Annotated in this window: 13 protein-coding genes; 6 read left to right on the forward strand and 7 right to left on the reverse strand. The window is 68.8% G+C overall.

The window, feature by feature from the left end:
- Nucleotides 1-454: 454 nt before the first annotated feature.
- Complete coding sequence (locus FXF52_RS37630; RefSeq protein WP_148804446.1) at nt 455-1,210, reverse strand: class I SAM-dependent methyltransferase; 756 nt, start codon at nt 1,208-1,210, stop codon at nt 455-457.
- Nucleotides 1,211-1,340: 130 nt separating this feature from the next.
- Between FXF52_RS37630 and FXF52_RS37635 the strand changes: the two genes are divergently transcribed.
- Both FXF52_RS37635 and FXF52_RS43620 read left to right on the forward strand, forming a co-directional pair.
- A complete protein-coding gene (locus tag FXF52_RS37635) occupies nt 1,341-2,264 on the forward strand; it encodes an AraC family transcriptional regulator (protein ID WP_187413950.1) in 924 nt (307 codons plus the stop codon).
- A 255-nt stretch (nt 2,265-2,519) separates the two neighbouring features.
- On the forward strand, nt 2,520-2,747 hold the full coding sequence (locus FXF52_RS43620; protein WP_255472774.1) for a hypothetical protein: 228 nt from the start codon (nt 2,520-2,522) through the stop codon (nt 2,745-2,747).
- Nucleotides 2,748-3,209: 462 nt separating this feature from the next.
- On the opposite strand, the gene FXF52_RS37645 is transcribed toward FXF52_RS43620, so the two are convergent.
- The 4 genes from FXF52_RS37645 to FXF52_RS37660 all read right to left on the reverse strand — a co-directional run bounded on the left by FXF52_RS37645 (nt 3,210) and on the right by FXF52_RS37660 (nt 6,726).
- On the reverse strand, nt 3,210-4,862 hold the full coding sequence (locus FXF52_RS37645) for a multicopper oxidase family protein (protein ID WP_255472775.1): 1,653 nt from the start codon (nt 4,860-4,862) through the stop codon (nt 3,210-3,212).
- Nucleotides 4,855-5,301 (reverse strand): hypothetical protein, encoded by a 447-nt coding sequence (locus tag FXF52_RS37650; RefSeq protein WP_148804447.1) that lies wholly within the window; start codon nt 5,299-5,301, stop codon nt 4,855-4,857. The genes FXF52_RS37645 and FXF52_RS37650 overlap by 8 nt, the downstream gene beginning before the upstream one ends.
- Nucleotides 5,302-5,392: 91 nt before the next feature.
- Nucleotides 5,393-6,235 carry an NAD(P)H-binding protein gene (locus tag FXF52_RS37655; protein WP_148804448.1) on the reverse strand — a complete coding sequence of 281 codons (843 nt, stop codon included), beginning with the start codon at nt 6,233-6,235 and terminating at the stop codon, nt 5,393-5,395.
- A gap of 59 nt (nt 6,236-6,294) precedes the next feature.
- A complete protein-coding gene (locus FXF52_RS37660) occupies nt 6,295-6,726 on the reverse strand; it encodes a nuclear transport factor 2 family protein (protein ID WP_148804449.1) in 432 nt (143 codons plus the stop codon).
- Between FXF52_RS37660 and FXF52_RS37665 the strand changes: the two genes are divergently transcribed.
- Entirely contained in the window at nt 6,715-7,701 is a 987-nt protein-coding gene (locus FXF52_RS37665) for a LysR substrate-binding domain-containing protein (RefSeq protein ID WP_222870896.1), read from the forward strand. The two genes, FXF52_RS37660 and FXF52_RS37665, sit on opposite strands and share 12 nt — an antisense overlap.
- 139 nt (nt 7,702-7,840) lie before the next feature.
- Here FXF52_RS37665 and FXF52_RS37670 read toward each other — a convergent pair whose 3' ends face one another.
- On the reverse strand, nt 7,841-8,470 hold the full coding sequence (locus FXF52_RS37670; RefSeq protein ID WP_148804450.1) for an LUD domain-containing protein: 630 nt from the start codon (nt 8,468-8,470) through the stop codon (nt 7,841-7,843).
- A 152-nt stretch (nt 8,471-8,622) separates the two neighbouring features.
- On the opposite strand from FXF52_RS37670, the gene sigJ reads away from it, so the two are divergent.
- The 3 genes from sigJ (at nt 8,623) to FXF52_RS37685 (ending at nt 13,262) form a co-directional block, all read left to right on the forward strand.
- A complete protein-coding gene (gene sigJ / locus FXF52_RS37675) occupies nt 8,623-9,576 on the forward strand; it encodes an RNA polymerase sigma factor SigJ (protein ID WP_148804451.1) in 954 nt (317 codons plus the stop codon).
- Between the two features lie 55 nt (nt 9,577-9,631).
- Nucleotides 9,632-11,758, forward strand: a complete 2,127-nt coding sequence (locus FXF52_RS37680) for a CocE/NonD family hydrolase (protein ID WP_255472782.1) — start codon at nt 9,632-9,634, stop codon at nt 11,756-11,758.
- Nucleotides 11,759-12,464: 706 nt separating this feature from the next.
- On the forward strand, nt 12,465-13,262 hold the full coding sequence (locus FXF52_RS37685; protein ID WP_148804452.1) for a phytanoyl-CoA dioxygenase family protein: 798 nt from the start codon (nt 12,465-12,467) through the stop codon (nt 13,260-13,262).
- 543 nt (nt 13,263-13,805) lie between these two features.
- Here FXF52_RS37685 and FXF52_RS37690 read toward each other — a convergent pair.
- Nucleotides 13,806-14,114 carry an RICIN domain-containing protein gene (locus tag FXF52_RS37690; RefSeq protein WP_319993809.1) on the reverse strand — a complete coding sequence of 103 codons (309 nt, stop codon included), beginning with the start codon at nt 14,112-14,114 and terminating at the stop codon, nt 13,806-13,808.
- Nucleotides 14,115-14,227 lie beyond the last annotated feature (113 nt).

A 14,227-nucleotide genomic window follows, 5' to 3' on the forward strand; every position in this document is an offset into this window, starting at 1 on the left:
ACAGCAAGCCCAGAGATCATTTTGTTAGGAACTCTAAGCCGTCATGTCCAAGCCGGGTGTACTGATCTGCCGCTGACCGAGCGGTCCGATAGCCAGGCGCCATGAGCAGTCGCCGCCTTCAGGAGAGCATGCCAGAGCCCCTCATGTTGGGCTGGCGAATACAGCAGGTAGCGAATACCGCGCACCGCCAGGCGCCCGGCCGGACCTGTTGGTCTATGACTGCTCGGCGAGGAGGAGGGCTACTGCGGCGACCCGGGGTGAGCATCCGCGGGCCTGCCGATGAGCAGCAGATGTTCCGGACCCACTGCAGTCACGCCTTCAACAGTCACCTGTGCCTGAGCCGATTGCATCCGCAACTGGCCGATGAGCGGATGCTGGTGGCGGTACCGGCCTGCGGCATTGGGACTGTTGCTATTGCGTGGCGTCGTTGGGTCTGTCGACATCCCCATCAGGTTCAGCTCAAGGGGTGGGTCGCCTGCACGAAGGTGACCCGGCCGAACCTGTGGTCGGCGTGCGCGACCTCCCGAGCGTCGCCGAACCCGGCGTCGGCCAGGAGCGTGACGATGCCATCGCCGTGGTTGCGGGCCACGACCGGGCTGTGCGCCACCCGGGAACGCATGAGGCGGGTCAGGTGCTGGAGGGCGTGGACAGGGCTGCGGCCATGGCGGTGTGTCGGGTGCCCGGCGTCCTCGACGTTGGATGCTGGGCCGCCGAAGTCGACGACTGTGACCCGTCCTCCCGGCCGGAGGGCACGTAGCGCGTCGCGCGCGAACGCGATCCGACCGTCGTCATCGACGTGGTGCAGGGCCAACGAGGAGACCACATGGTCGAGCGAGGCGTCTTCGGCGGGGATCCGGTCGGCATATCCCTGAACGAGGGTAAGAGCGACGCTGCGGCGGCGCGCCTTGCGTGCTGCCCTGCGCAGGGCGTCTCCGTCGGGGTCGAGGCCGGTCACCCGCGCGCTCGGCTGGGCCGCGAGCACGGCGAACGACAGGTTGCCCGTGCCACAGCCGACGTCGACCACCGTCTGGCCGGGCTCGATGCCAGCGAGCTCGACAGCACGTTCGTGCAGCGCGCGGACGCCGGCCACCCGGGTGAAGGCGTCGTAGAACGGGAGAAGCCAGGTCTTTCCCGCGCCCGGCAGGAACGGGCGGTCCCGATCCTGCGGAGTTCGCTGGTCGACGATGCGGACGTGGGTCGAAGCTGCCATGGATGCCTCCTGTGCGCGCGGTGGCGGGTCGGCCTCGGTGGCCCGTGACGGACCCGGTGTCGTCACCTCCAAGTCTTGGATATTCTGCGGTATCTAAGCAGCATTTAACGTGGAAACCATTGGACATTCTTTGGTCAGTGACTCGCCGGGCGTCCCGTCGAGGCTGCGCACGGTACGGCCCGACGGGACGCCGGTCTACCGCTACCGGCAGCGCCCCGGCCTGCCTCCTGTATCGGTGACCCGCTTCGACACCGAAGCCGCTCACGCTAGCCTCCCGCCGGAGCACAGGCACGCCCACGACTTCTTCGTCCTGGTCTATGTCGAGGAGGGCATGGGCTCGTTCACCGTCGACGGCGCCGAACGGCCGCTGCGTGCTGGCGAGGTCCACGCTGTGTCGCCCGGGCAGGTCATCGGCATCGCGGCCGTGGCCGAGCTTGCCCGCGGCCGCGCGTGGTCGGTCGCGTTCACACCGGACGCCGTCCCCGCCCTGGCCTCGGTCTCCCCACTGGCCTGGGCGCACCATCCCCTCCTCGCCCTGTTCGCCTTCACCGCGGGGCACGGTCGGATCGCAGAGCCCGATCAGGCGAACTGGTCGACGTGGCTGGCAGACCTGGCCGAGGAACTCGCCGACCCAGGCCGTCTCGGCGCCCGCGAGGCCGTCGCCGCGCTGCTCACCCGGCTTCTGGTCGCGGCCGCGCGACTGGCACCCAGCGTTCCGGCCATGCCCGACCCGCTCGTCGAGCGGGTCTTCGCCGAGATCGAGGCGACGTTCCGCGAACCGGTCTCCGCCGCTGATGTCGCCCGCACGCTCGGCTACACCCCGGGGCACCTCACGACCGTGCTCCGCCGGCGCACCGGCCGCCCCCTGCTTGAATGGATCACCGAACGGCGCATGACCGAGGTCCGGCGAATGCTGCGCGAGACCGACCTGACGCTCGACGCCGTGGCCGCCCGAACCGGCCTGCGCGACGCCACCTATCTCGTCCGCCGCTTCCGCGACCGCTACGGCATCACCCCCCAGCAATGGCGCCGCACCCAGCGAGCATGGTCATGACAGTGACGCATCCGCACATGCCGCTGACCGGGCCGTCCGGGTAGCCAGGTGCCACGAGCAGCGGCTGGCTTCAGGAGCGGCATGCCCGGGGTCCCTGATTTGGGCTGGCGAATACAGCCGGTAGCGAAGGGTGGAAGTCGGCTACTGCAGGTAGGTGTTGGAGGGGGGGAACGCTGGGAGTCGCGGCCGACGTAGGCGTGGACCTGTTTGGCGGATGCCGCTCGGGTCGGGCGGCAACGGTCAGGGGGTCGGTTCATGCACCCGGACGGGTTAGAGCAATTCGAGGATGATGCCGTCCTCGGATTCGCTGCCGCCTGGGCCGTGGTCGTGGATGATTTCTACGATCATGTCGAACACGTCTACCAGCCGACCACGCTGCTACTCCTCGGTCTCGGCGGCCTGCTCATTGCCGTCGCCGACGCGTTCCTGCCAGCCGGCTGGGCCGCCCGCACCCGCACCGCCGTCGCCCTGCGCACCGAGTAACCGCCTCAACGGCACCGGCCCGTCGGCGCCCCACGCCGCGTGCCGGTGCCACAGGCGACCTCGCCTCGGACGACGCCACGGCCGCCGCGGCAGAACTCGTCCATGTCGGGTTTTGAAACCGGCGGCGATGTCGGGGTGCAGGCCGTCGAGGGTCTCAGCTAATCCGTCCGCTTGTTCCTGCCGCCCTGCCTGCCTGTCCACGTCCCCGCCCGCGCCGATGCCGGCACTACCCGCCCGGGTTGCCCTACCAGCGTCGGGCCATGCATCTGAATTTCTACTCGGGAGGGCTCTCCCGTCCCGCTGCGGCCGAGTGACCGAACAGCACCTCCTGCACGCACTGCGCTGGCAGCCGGGACGCCGCCTCGGCATTCAGGTGTACAACGGGTTGCTCGTCGTCGATTCGGCCGACGACGGCGTGTCAGCGATGGCGTTCGGCCGGGGTTTCTGCTGCGCGCCGCGGGGTCAGCCGATCTCGAGGTTGGCCATCATCCCCATGTCTTCGTGTTCTGCGTTGTGGCAGTGGAAGAGGTACCGGCCGCGATAGCCGTCGAAGCGGGTGATGATCTCCGCCGACTCGCCGGGCCGCAGCGCGATGGTGTCCTTCAGGCCCGCGTCGTGAGCGAGCGGCTGCCTCCCGCCGCGGGAGAGCACCTGGAAGCCGACCAGATGCAGATGGACGGGGTGATGGACGTCGGCGATCAGCCGCCACACCTCGACGTCGCCGAGGTTCACGGTCACGTCGGTGCGCGCTGGGTCGAACGGCCGGCCGCCGATCAGCCAGCCGTGGCGGCCGTGCATGCGCCCGGCGCGGAAGGCGAACTCGCGCACCCGGGCCGCGTCCGACCGGTGCCATGACGGCATGTCGCGCGCCAGGACGGGCGGGATACGGCTGTCGTCGGCGGCCTTGCGGGCGATCCGGAAGGCCATCACGTCGCGGGTGCGGCCGGAGCCGAGCCGGTTGCGGATCCGGACGCGGCCGCCGACGGGGACGTCCGTGAAATCGACGATCAGGTCGTAGCGTTCGGCCGGGGCGATCGGCAGGGATCGGTGGGTGACCGGTGTCGCGAGCAGGCCCTGGTCGGCGCCGATCTGGACGAGGTCAAGCCGGCGTCCGTCGTCGGTGACTGCTTCGAGCTCGTAGTGCCGGGCGTTGGAGGCGTTCAGGATGCGCAGCCGGTATCGGGCTGCGTCGACCTCGTGCACCGGCCACGGGGCGCCGTTGACCAGGATCACGTCGCCGAGGACTCCGGCGAGGTAGGGTTCGCGGACGCCCGGCCGGTCCCGCAGGCTGGGGTCGAGGGCGGGGTATTTGAGTTTGCCGTCAGCGTCGAATGCGCGGTCGGCGATCATCAGCGGCACCTCACGCGCGCCGGCGGGCAGGCCGAGCGCGTCCTCGGCGTCGTCGCGCACGAAGTGCAGCCCGGCCAGTCCCCGCCAGATCGCGGGTGCGGTGAAGTCCATCCGGTGGTCGTGGTACCAGAGCATCGTTGACCGCTGGTCCGTCGCAAACGTGTAGTCCCGGGTCAGCCTCGTCACCACGGCTCGTGGGTCGCGCATTCCGGCCATCCCGCTCGGGCCGCTCATGGCGCTCATGCCGTCCGTCCCGGACATGTCAGCCATCTGATGCATGGCCGACGTCCCGTCGGCGGGGTTCGGCCAGCCTTCGGGCAGGACGAGGTCGGCCGGGTATCCGTCGGAAGTCGGTGTGTTCCGCCCGCCGTGCAGGTGCACGACGGTCGGGACTGGGAGCTCGTTGCGATGCGTCACGGTGATCGGCCGGCCGCGGCGCGCCTCGATCGTCGGCCCCGGGAACGTTCCCTCGTACGTCCACATCGGTGTCCTGACACCGGGCAGGATCTCCATCTTCACCTCGCGCTGCGTCACCTCATACCGGTCGACGCCGCCGGAGGTGCTGACCGGCTTCAGCACCGGGGGAAGCGGCAACGGCGTGCGGAACGCGGGTGGCAGCGGGATGGCGCTGCGCAACTCGGCGCCGGTGGCCGCCGGGCGGCGGGACAGCGCGGCCGCGGTCGACAGCCCGGTGGCCGCTGTCAGCGCGAGTGTGCCGCCGATACCCAGCAGCTGGCGCCTGGTCATTCCAGGGTTCTCACTCACTGTCGTCCTCCTCACGGGTGGCCGGTTCGATCGGCCCGCTCCACACAGCGATGAACTGCAGGACGAGCCCGACGATGGTCAGCACTCCCAGCGGTAGGTGCAGCCACAGCGCCCCGTCTATCCCGGCGAAGTACTGCACCGTCTCGGCCGCCACCAAGGCCAGCGTGGCCAGGCACAGCCGGGCCTGACGCAGCCGGAGCCAGACCACGACCGCCGCGATCAGCTGCAGGTAGCCGAGGGCGGTGACGATGTTGGCGCCGACCTCGTGCCAGCGCAGGCCGTCGAAGTCGCCGCTGAGATAGATGCCGGCGAACACCGGTTGCCCGAAGATCGCCACCGTGTGTGCGCTGACGATGACCCGCAGGACCCATCCGCTGGGGCTCGCCCGGTGCGCGGCATCGGTGCGGGCCGGGCCGGTGCGCTCGGCTGCGGTCGCCATGAGGCGCCCTCCTGATTCCGCTCTCGATTCGTTCGATGGGACGATCGCGCCCCGGGAGGGAGATCCGGGGCGCGATCGGATGTGATGGCCGTCAGACCAGTGCCGGGTCGAAGGCCGCCGCGCGGTGGGCGGCCCACTGCGCGTAGGTGAAAGCCGGTCGCCCGGCGATCTCCTCGACCGCGGGTGAGATGTCCGCGACCTTGCCGTCCCGAGCGGCCAACCCGGCGATGAGCTGGTCGATTACGGGGGCGAGCATGCCGTGGTGCAGCATCTGCTCCCGGTACTGTTCCGGGGGCACCTCCTCGAACCGCAGCGGCCGCCCGATCGCCTCGGCGATGATCCGCACGCGCTCGATCTGGGTCAGCGACTGCGGCCCGGTGAGCACGGGGGCCTCGCCGACGCGCCGGTCGAGAAGGGCGCGGACGGCGACCGCGGCGATGTCGCGCGGATCGACGGGGGCCATCGCGGCGTTCCCGTACACCCCGCGGACGACTGCGCCGTTGCCGATCTGCGGCACCCAGGCCAGGTCGTTGGTCATGAACGCGCCGGGACGCACGAAGGTCCACGGCAGCCCGGAGTCCAGGACCGCCTGTTCGAGGCGCTGGTGCTGTTCGCCGATGAATCCTGGGGTCTCGGACAGGACGCTCGCCGACGACAACAGCACGACATGTCGCAGGCCGGCTCGCTGCGCCGCGTCGAGGAACCCGTCGGCCCCCGCGAAGGCCGGGGACATCAGGAACGCCTGTCCGACGCCGGAGAGCGCCGCCGGCAGGGATTCGGGCCGGGCCAGGTCTCCGGGCACGGCCTCGACGCCGTCTGGGAAGGAACGGCCGCGGGGGTCGCGGCTCAGGATACGTACTCTCTCGCCCGCGTCGAGCAGTTCGCGGACGACGTTGGCGCCGACGTTTCCGGTGCCGCCGGTGACAAGGATCATGGTGGTTCCTTCGCTTGGTTTCTTCGAGGCCGGCGACGGGAGCCGGCCTCCGCGTACGGTCAGGGCTGGAGGTCGACCACGCCTTTGCCGGTCAGGATGTCGAGCGGCACCGAGACCTGGTCGTGGGTGATCAACCAAGCGCCGTCGATCTTCTGAAGGCAGTAGGTGACCCTGACCCACATGCCGTCCATCGCCACCCCGTTCTGCAACGTGCCGCTGAGGCGGGCGAAGGCGTATCCGAACGCCATGTCATCGCCCGCGACGACGGTCAGGTCGCGAACCTCGTAAGCCACACGGTCGAAGACCTCGAACACGCGGGCCCAGTTCGCGAGCTTCGCCGCGATGCCGACGTGTTGCAGCGGCGGCTCGACGTCGAAGGACACGACGTCCGGCGCGTAGAGCTGCTTGAGGCCCTCGAGGTCCTTGGCGGTGACTCGGTCGACGATCGTGTCGATCTGCTGGTGGATCCCGGCTGCGTCATGATTTCCCATGCCGCCGACGCTATGACCTTGAAGTTATGCTGTCCAAGACCAGTATTGCTATGGCGTTATGCACGGGGAGGCATGATGGAGCTGAACTCGCTCCGGCAGTTCCTGGTGGTGGCTCGGCTGGAACACCTCAGCCGGGCCGCCGACGAGCTGCGCGTCGCCCAGCCGTCGCTGAGCCGCACCATCGCCCGCCTGGAAAGCGAACTGGGGGTGCCGTTGTTCGACCGCAGCGGACGGCTCCGGCTGAACGACACCGGCAAGCTCTTCCGCGATCACGTCGAACGCGCCCTCGGCGAGCTCGACGCCGGACGACGCGCCGTCGCCGACGCCGCAAGTCAGGGCCTGGGCACCGTGAGACTCGCCTCGGAGACCTTCCTCACCCTCACCGGGCCGCTGGCGGCCTTCAAGCGCGCCCATCCCGCCATCGAGATCGAACTCCACTGGTCGCCGTCGGAGGACATGGGCCGCCGCCTGCGTGCCCAGGACGTCGATCTGTGCATCGCCTCGCAGCCGATCCACGCCGAAGGCCTGGAATCGGCGCACCTGTTCGACGAAGCGGTGGCGGTGGTGGTGCCGCTCGGCCACCCGCTGGCGGACCGCACGACCGTGACCGTCGACGAACTCGCCGACCAGCCCTTCGTCACCGCCCGCAAGGGACACTGGCTCCACCGGCTGCTCGACCGCCTCTTCGCCGCGCGCGGCCTCACCCCGAAGATCGTCTGCGAAAGCGACGAGCACAGCGCCATCGCCAGCATGATCAGCGCCGGACTCGGCATCGGCCTGGTCCCCGCCTTCGCCCGCCGCAGCGCCCCCCACGCCCCGGTCGCCTGGATCACCGTCGACAGCGCCGACTGCCGGCGCACAGTCACCCTCTACTGGGGCGCCGACAGCCACCTGTCAACCGCCGCCCGCCTGATGCGCACCACGATCACCCGCTGGGACTGGACAACCGGCGCGCCGCAAGGCGAACGACGCTAAGCGGGCCTGGGTCTTTGCCGGTGTCGACTTTCGCTCTGCCAGAACAGTCCGGTGGACGGGAACTGTGATCTCCTCACCCGCGGAAGTGCTGGCACAGGCCTCAACGGGGCCTGTGCCAGCACACGTCACGCTCTCATCCTCAGAATCCGACGGCCTCGCGGAGCAGCAGGACAGTGCCGCGCCCGGGTTCGGGTTCAGCGTTGAGGATGAGCACGCGGTTGAGGGCGCTGGGCACCCCGTACACCTTCTTGGCGCGCTCGTTTTCCAGCGGGAGGCAGTGCTCTTCGACGCGGCGCAGCGCGGCGGGCAGGTCGGGCACCACCTTCTGTGCCCCGATGACCCAGATCGCGCGGGCGGCCGCGCCGGCGTAGCCGGGCAGCTGGCTTCCGCTGGCCGAGCTGGCCACCAGGGAGCCGGTTTCGGTGACCGCGGCGACGCTGCCCACGATGACGTCGGGGACCGACAGCGCCTGCCAGATCTCGTTCCTCTGGGTGGCCCGATCCATGGTGTGCGCCCGTGACTTGACGGAGTCGTACCGCCCGCTCGTGTTGATGTCCTCCTCGATGCCGGACAGGCGGAGGGTTTCGCTGGCGCCGGTGAACACGACAGCGCCCTCCGGAATGAGTTCTTCGATGCGGGTACGAGCGGCAGCGACGTCATCGAGGATCTCGACGACGAAGCCGTGTTCCGTCAGCGCGGCGGCCGCCCGCTCCAGGCGCTGCTCGGACGCCGGGTCGGTGAACAGCGGTGCCGGGATCGGGGTGGTCATAGTGTCTCCTGTCGCCAGATCAGGTACTGGGGTCTTCATCAGTTCGACAGCGCAACCCCGCGGAATGTGAGGCGGCGCGCCAACCTCACATTCCGGCACGCTGTCTTGTCGACCTGATGAGGGCAGATTCGACCGAAGGAGCCTGCGGCACTATGACCACCCGATCTGGGCCAGATACCGCTCATGCAGGGCGGGTCCGATCCGAGCCGGACCTGGACGCGGTCATGGGCGAGCGGCGGCACCTGATCAATCTCACCTACCGGCTCCTCGGTTCCCTGGCCGAGGCCGAGGACGCCGTCCAGGAGACCTACGCCCGCTGGTACGCCATGTCCGCGCAGCAGCGGAGCGCCGTCGAGTCCCCGGGCGCCTGGCTGACGACGGTCGCCAGCCGCATCTGCCTGAACCTGCTCGGCTCGGCACGGGCCCGGCGGGAGACCTACGTGGGCGAATGGATCCCCGAGCCGCTGCCCGAACTCGCCGAGTGGACCAGCCTCCGGCCGGGCGGCACCGCCGGCGACCCGGCCGACCAGGTGACCCTCGACGAGTCGGTCGGCATGGCCTTCCTTGTCGTGCTCGAATCGATGACCCCGGCCGAGCGCGTCGCTTTCATCCTGCATGACGTCTTCCGCTACCCCTTCGCCGAGGTAGCCGAGATCACCGGCCGCACCCCGGCGGCCTGCCGGAAGCTGGCCTCCTCAGCCCGCCGCCGCATCCGCGCGGCGCAGGCACCCGCGACCCCGGCGATTCAGCAGGGCGGCATCGTCAGGGCCTTCAAGGAGGCATGGGAAGCCAAGGACATCGACGCCCTCATCGGCCTGCTGGACCCCGACGCCACGGCGACCGCCGACGGCGGCGGCCTCGCCTTGGCCTTCCTGGACCCCATCGAAGGCGCCGAGCAGATCGCTTGCGCCTGGATCGAGATCGCCAACCGGGCGCACGGCACCATGACGTTCCTGGAACGCACGGTCAACGGCCTGCCCGGGCTGGTGGCCGAGCAAGATGGCGCCACCGTGACAGTGTTCGCCTTCGACATCGCAGACGACCGGATCAGGCACATCTGGGTCATCCGCAACCCGGAGAAACTCCGTCCCTGGACGACCGCCTGACGCGATGCCGGCTCGTGGTGTCGCGCCGCTTCCGCTGCGGTGCGCGATGGCTGGCATGGACCTTGCCCCGCCCCTGCCGAATACCTCGTCCGCAGGTCACGCGGCACGTGCCTGCCGGCCTGCGCTGATCGTCACGCTGGCGGACCAGATCCGAATAGCACGTCCCGTTGGCCATTTCTGCCTGGCCGGCATGCAGCGTTTCCTCGCCCGTGCCGGGATCGGACCCGGCATGTCTCCCGGACTTGCCGGGCAGGGTCCGGTGAAGCTCAAGGGAGACATGACCGGAGAGATTCTCTACCCTCGATGGCTAACCAGACGGGGCTCGTCTGGAACTGACATCAGGGGAGGATGGATGAACCTTCGCAGGACGGTGTCGCCCGTTGCGGCGGCCGGTGCACTGGCCATCATCACGACCCTCACCGTGGGCGGATCGCCTGCGGGGGCCCAGACCGGGACGGCTGCCGCGGCAGCCGACGGGCCGATCACGCACGAGGAGAATCCACGGGTTCCCGAGGGGGCGGCGTGGACGGAGGCGTACTTCCCGTCCTCGGACGGCAGTGGGGTTGAGCTGCATGCCGACGTGCTGCGTCCGGCAGACCTGCCGGCGGATGCCAGGACGCCGGTGATCCTCTCGGTGGGCCCCTATTTCGCGCACTCCGGGCAGACTGGCCCGGAGGGGTGGGACCGGGTCGGGCCATCGGCGCGTTTCCAGGACTTCGTCGACGGCGCCGACCTGATGGCGCGCGGCTACACCTTCGTGATGGTCGACCTGCGTGGCTTCGGCGGCAGCACAGGGTGCCTGGACTGGGTCGGTCCGGGTGAGCAGGCCGACGTCCGAGCGGCCATCGAGTGGTCAGCCAGCCAGCCGTGGTCCAACGGCAAGGTCGGGATGTACGGAAAGTCGTACGATGCCGTCACCGGGCTGGTGGGGAACAACCTCAGGATGGACGCCCTGAAGGTGGTCGTCGCCCAGGAACCCGTCTGGGACATGTACAACTACCTGTTCAGCAACAAGGTGCCACGCCCCAACGTCACGGGCACACCGGCGGCGTACAACTCGATCGCGACGATGCCTCCGATGGCCGGCGACAGCGACCGGTACAAGGCGAACGCGCTGTACGAGACAAGCCATCCAAACTGCCTGAGCGACAACATGATCAACAACAACAACCCCTACCCCGATTCGGCGTACTGGAGGGCCCGGAACCTTGCCGCTGACGCCGCCGGTACCAGCACCCCATTGTTCGTGACCCAGGGCTTCATCGAGCCCAACACCAAGCCCGAGGACATGGACGAGTACCTGGACAACCACCAGGGCCCGCAACGCGGTTGGCTCGGCCAGTGGGAGCACGTGCGAGGCAACGACACCGACGCCGACGGCCGGTTGTTGATGGGCCGTGCCGGTTGGTTCGACGAGGTGATGCGGTTCTATGACCAATACCTCCGCGGCACCGACCCGTCGGTGACCGATCCGGCGTACGCGATTGAGGACAGCCTCGGCCACTGGCGCGCGCAAGCGACCTGGCCGGTGACCGCGACGTCGTACGACGCACGGCTCTCGTCCGGGCAGTACATTGACGACGGCGGCGCCTCGACGGCCGCTGCCGCGGCGGCTACCACGGCGGACAGTGACCGCTGGGACATGGAGCGGGCACCGCGGATCGAGTCGCTGTCCCGCACCGAGAAGAACAGGGCCGAGAAGGGCGACACCGCCACCACCAGCTTCTGGACCTGGTCCACGCCCGCGCCCCAGGGACTCCGGCTCACCGGTACGCCGAGGATCACGCTGAACGCGAGCACGAGCGGTAACGTGATGGTGCGCTTGTGGGACGTCGCTCCGGGCGGTACGGCGACCATGTTTGACGAAAACGTCGCGCTGGTGGAGCGCAACGGACTGCTCTCCTTCGATCTGAAGTCGACCGACTGGACCTTCGAGCGTGGACACCGGCTGGGGGTCCAGATCGGAACCATCGACTCCAACAGATGGCGGGACATGCCCTCGGGCCACAAGATCAAGGTTTCCGGTGCACGGCTCACCCTGCAGGTGCAGGGTCCGCGGTCCGATATGCCGACCCAGGGTGACCGCTCGCCGTACCTGGACCGGTACCTGGCGGCGAACACCACCACGCTCAGCAACGTCGGCCCCGGCACCTTCCCCCTGAGACTTTCCCAGGACGGCTAACCAAGCGGCTGCCCGGCACCCGCCTCCCGGATGCAGGGCAGCCCGTTACGGCCTGCCCTGGGTTGCGGCCCAGGGCATCTCCACCCACTGGCTCCGGCCGCCAGGGGGTCAGTTTCACGCGTCGACGACAACATCTTCCGGGTAGATGGTCATGCCGCGCGCAGCGTTCGCCCGTCGTGGCGGCCACGAGCCCGTTGCCGTACGGCCGTTCCGGGGTGCCCGGGCCTGCTTCGGCTGCGGCGACCGTGATTGCGTTGTACTCGACCTCTAGCATCGCGTCGATTCGGTGCAGCGGCATATCCACCATGATTCTCCTCCGCGCCAGGATGCGGAACTGCCGCCCGGCGGGGCCGAGCGGCAGTTCTGGCTTTACTTCCAGGGTGCCCTCACGGGGTGATCCAGATGAAGAACGGATCGTTGTCCACGACGAGATTGACGACGGACACGTGGCGTGGCCGAGCCGTCTGAAGATGGCTCGGCCAGGACGCCCTGCTCATGCCGTCGAGCACGGCACTCGGGGCGCTCCGCTGGATGACGCCAACCTACGCACCTTCGTGGCAACGGCACTTTCCACAGTCGCCCGCCCGCTACCCGGACGACCGTGCGGGTGCCCTGGTCGGGCAGCGTCGACGGCCAGGCGGCTGCCGAGCCGGACGAGGTGTGGGAGTACGCGCGATCCTGAGAGCAAACCCCCAAGGAGGTTCCCTTGCTTGATGAGCTGTATTCCTTGCCCGCCAACGCCCGCCATGACTTCGAGGCGGACGGATTCGTGCACTTGTCCGAGGTGCTCGACGGGAGGACTGTCGCCGAGTACGAGCCGGCGGTCACCGACAAGGTGATCGAATTGAACACGACGCACCTGCCGATGTCCGAGCGCACCACATACCAAAAGGCCTTCCTGCAGGTGACGAACCTGTGGCGGCACAGCGAGGCGGTCCGTGAGCTGGTGTTTTCCCGCCGTCTGGCGGCCATCGCGGCCGGTCTGCTCGGGGTGGACGGCGTGCGGCTCTACCACGACCAGGCGCTGTACAAGGAGGCCGGTGGCGGCCTGACCCCATGGCACGCGGACCAGTATTACTGGCCGCTGTCCACCGACCGCTCGATCACGGTGTGGATTCCTTTGCAGGAGACGCCGCTGGAGATGGGGCCGCTGGCGTTTGCTCGGGGCAGCCACCGGTTTTCCTTCGGCCGGGATCTGTCAATCAGCGACGAGTCGGAGACGGCGTTGCGGGCCGCGCTCGCTGAGCAGAACTTCCCGCTGGTCGAGGAGCCGTTCGCGGTGGGCGACGTGAGCTACCACCTCGGCTGGACGTTCCACCGGGCGTCCCCCAACGGCACTTCGACTCCACGGCGGGTGATGACGATCATCTACATCGACGCGGATATCACGGTGGCCGAACCGGTCAACGAGAACCAGCGCATCGACCGCGAGGCGTGGTTCGGCGACACTCCCGTAGGCCAGGTACCGGACACCGAGCTGACCCCGATACTTTACCGGCGGTAGCTGCCGTCCTTGGTGTACTGCGGCCGACCTGCTGTGCCGTCACCGGCGCCCGAGTTGGTCATCGGGCGCCGGTGACGGCGTACAGGCCATCCGTCAGCCGGCGGGCTTCCACGGGCCGTTGGGCGTGCCCGGCGGCTGCGGCCTCACCGAGGCGGACTACCAAGCCGTCGCGCAATGGCTGAACGAGGAGGACCTTTGACGCAATCCCAATTCATAACCGAATGGAAACTGCGGGAAGGGCATCCAACGGTCAGGACAATTGGAGGTCGGCAGCGATTCTGGCCTTGTGGTTAGAGTTCAACTCGATTCGGGCACGTTATTTCCACGCGCCGTCACTCCGCCTTGAGCGGATAGCTGGCCAGTGCGGTGAGCGTGCACCCCGGGCGGCCTCTAAGGGCTCGATCGAGTCCTTTGCCTGCATCGCCAGCAGGCCACCCTTTAGCGCCGTGAAGGCCTAGATCCGGCAGGCACCTGGTGGTGGGATCGTCGTAGCGGCCCCACCAGGCACGGCCTTCGCGGTCATGACTATCGGCTGCGGGCCTCTTATGAGCGTTTCCACTGCTGGTTTGCGCCGCCGTTGCAGTACCACACGATGACATTCGTGCCGTTGGCCGTGCCGCCGCCGTTCACGTCGAGGCAGTAGCCGGTCTGCGCGCTGGTGATCGTGCCGTTGCTGTTGAGGTTCCACTGCTGGTTCGGCATGCCGTTGCAGTCCCAGACCTGCACCGGGGTGCCAGCGGTGGTGCTGGCGCCGGTGACGTCGAGGCACAACTTCCCGTACACCACCAGAGCCTTAGACGGAGTCTGCAGCCACAACTGGTTGGCGCTGCTCTTGCAGTCGTAGATGAACAGCTTCGTGCCCTAGGTGGTCGAGGAGTTGGGCACGTCGAGGCACCGGTTGGAGGCGACGCCGCGGATCGGGGCGTTGAAGGTTCCGCCGCCGCCCCACGACCACTGCAGCCGGC

Source organism: Micromonospora sp. MP36, assembly GCF_008119785.1.
In the GTDB taxonomy this organism is placed as follows: domain Bacteria; phylum Actinomycetota; class Actinomycetes; order Mycobacteriales; family Micromonosporaceae; genus Micromonospora.

Coding starts and splice junctions, on each gene's coding strand:
- sigJ (WP_148804451.1), top strand. CDS start 8,623: ATGACCACCCGATCTGGGCCAGATACCGCTCATGCAGGGCGGGTCCGA.
- FXF52_RS37660 (WP_148804449.1), bottom strand. CDS start 6,726: ATGGGAAATCATGACGCAGCCGGGATCCACCAGCAGATCGACACGATC.
- FXF52_RS37650 (WP_148804447.1), bottom strand. CDS start 5,301: ATGGCGACCGCAGCCGAGCGCACCGGCCCGGCCCGCACCGATGCCGCG.
- FXF52_RS43620 (WP_255472774.1), top strand. CDS start 2,520: ATGCACCCGGACGGGTTAGAGCAATTCGAGGATGATGCCGTCCTCGGA.
- FXF52_RS37630 (WP_148804446.1), bottom strand. CDS start 1,210: ATGGCAGCTTCGACCCACGTCCGCATCGTCGACCAGCGAACTCCGCAG.
- FXF52_RS37670 (WP_148804450.1), bottom strand. CDS start 8,470: ATGACCACCCCGATCCCGGCACCGCTGTTCACCGACCCGGCGTCCGAG.
- FXF52_RS37665 (WP_222870896.1), top strand. CDS start 6,715: ATGATTTCCCATGCCGCCGACGCTATGACCTTGAAGTTATGCTGTCCA.
- FXF52_RS37680 (WP_255472782.1), top strand. CDS start 9,632: ATGGACCTTGCCCCGCCCCTGCCGAATACCTCGTCCGCAGGTCACGCG.
- FXF52_RS37655 (WP_148804448.1), bottom strand. CDS start 6,235: ATGATCCTTGTCACCGGCGGCACCGGAAACGTCGGCGCCAACGTCGTC.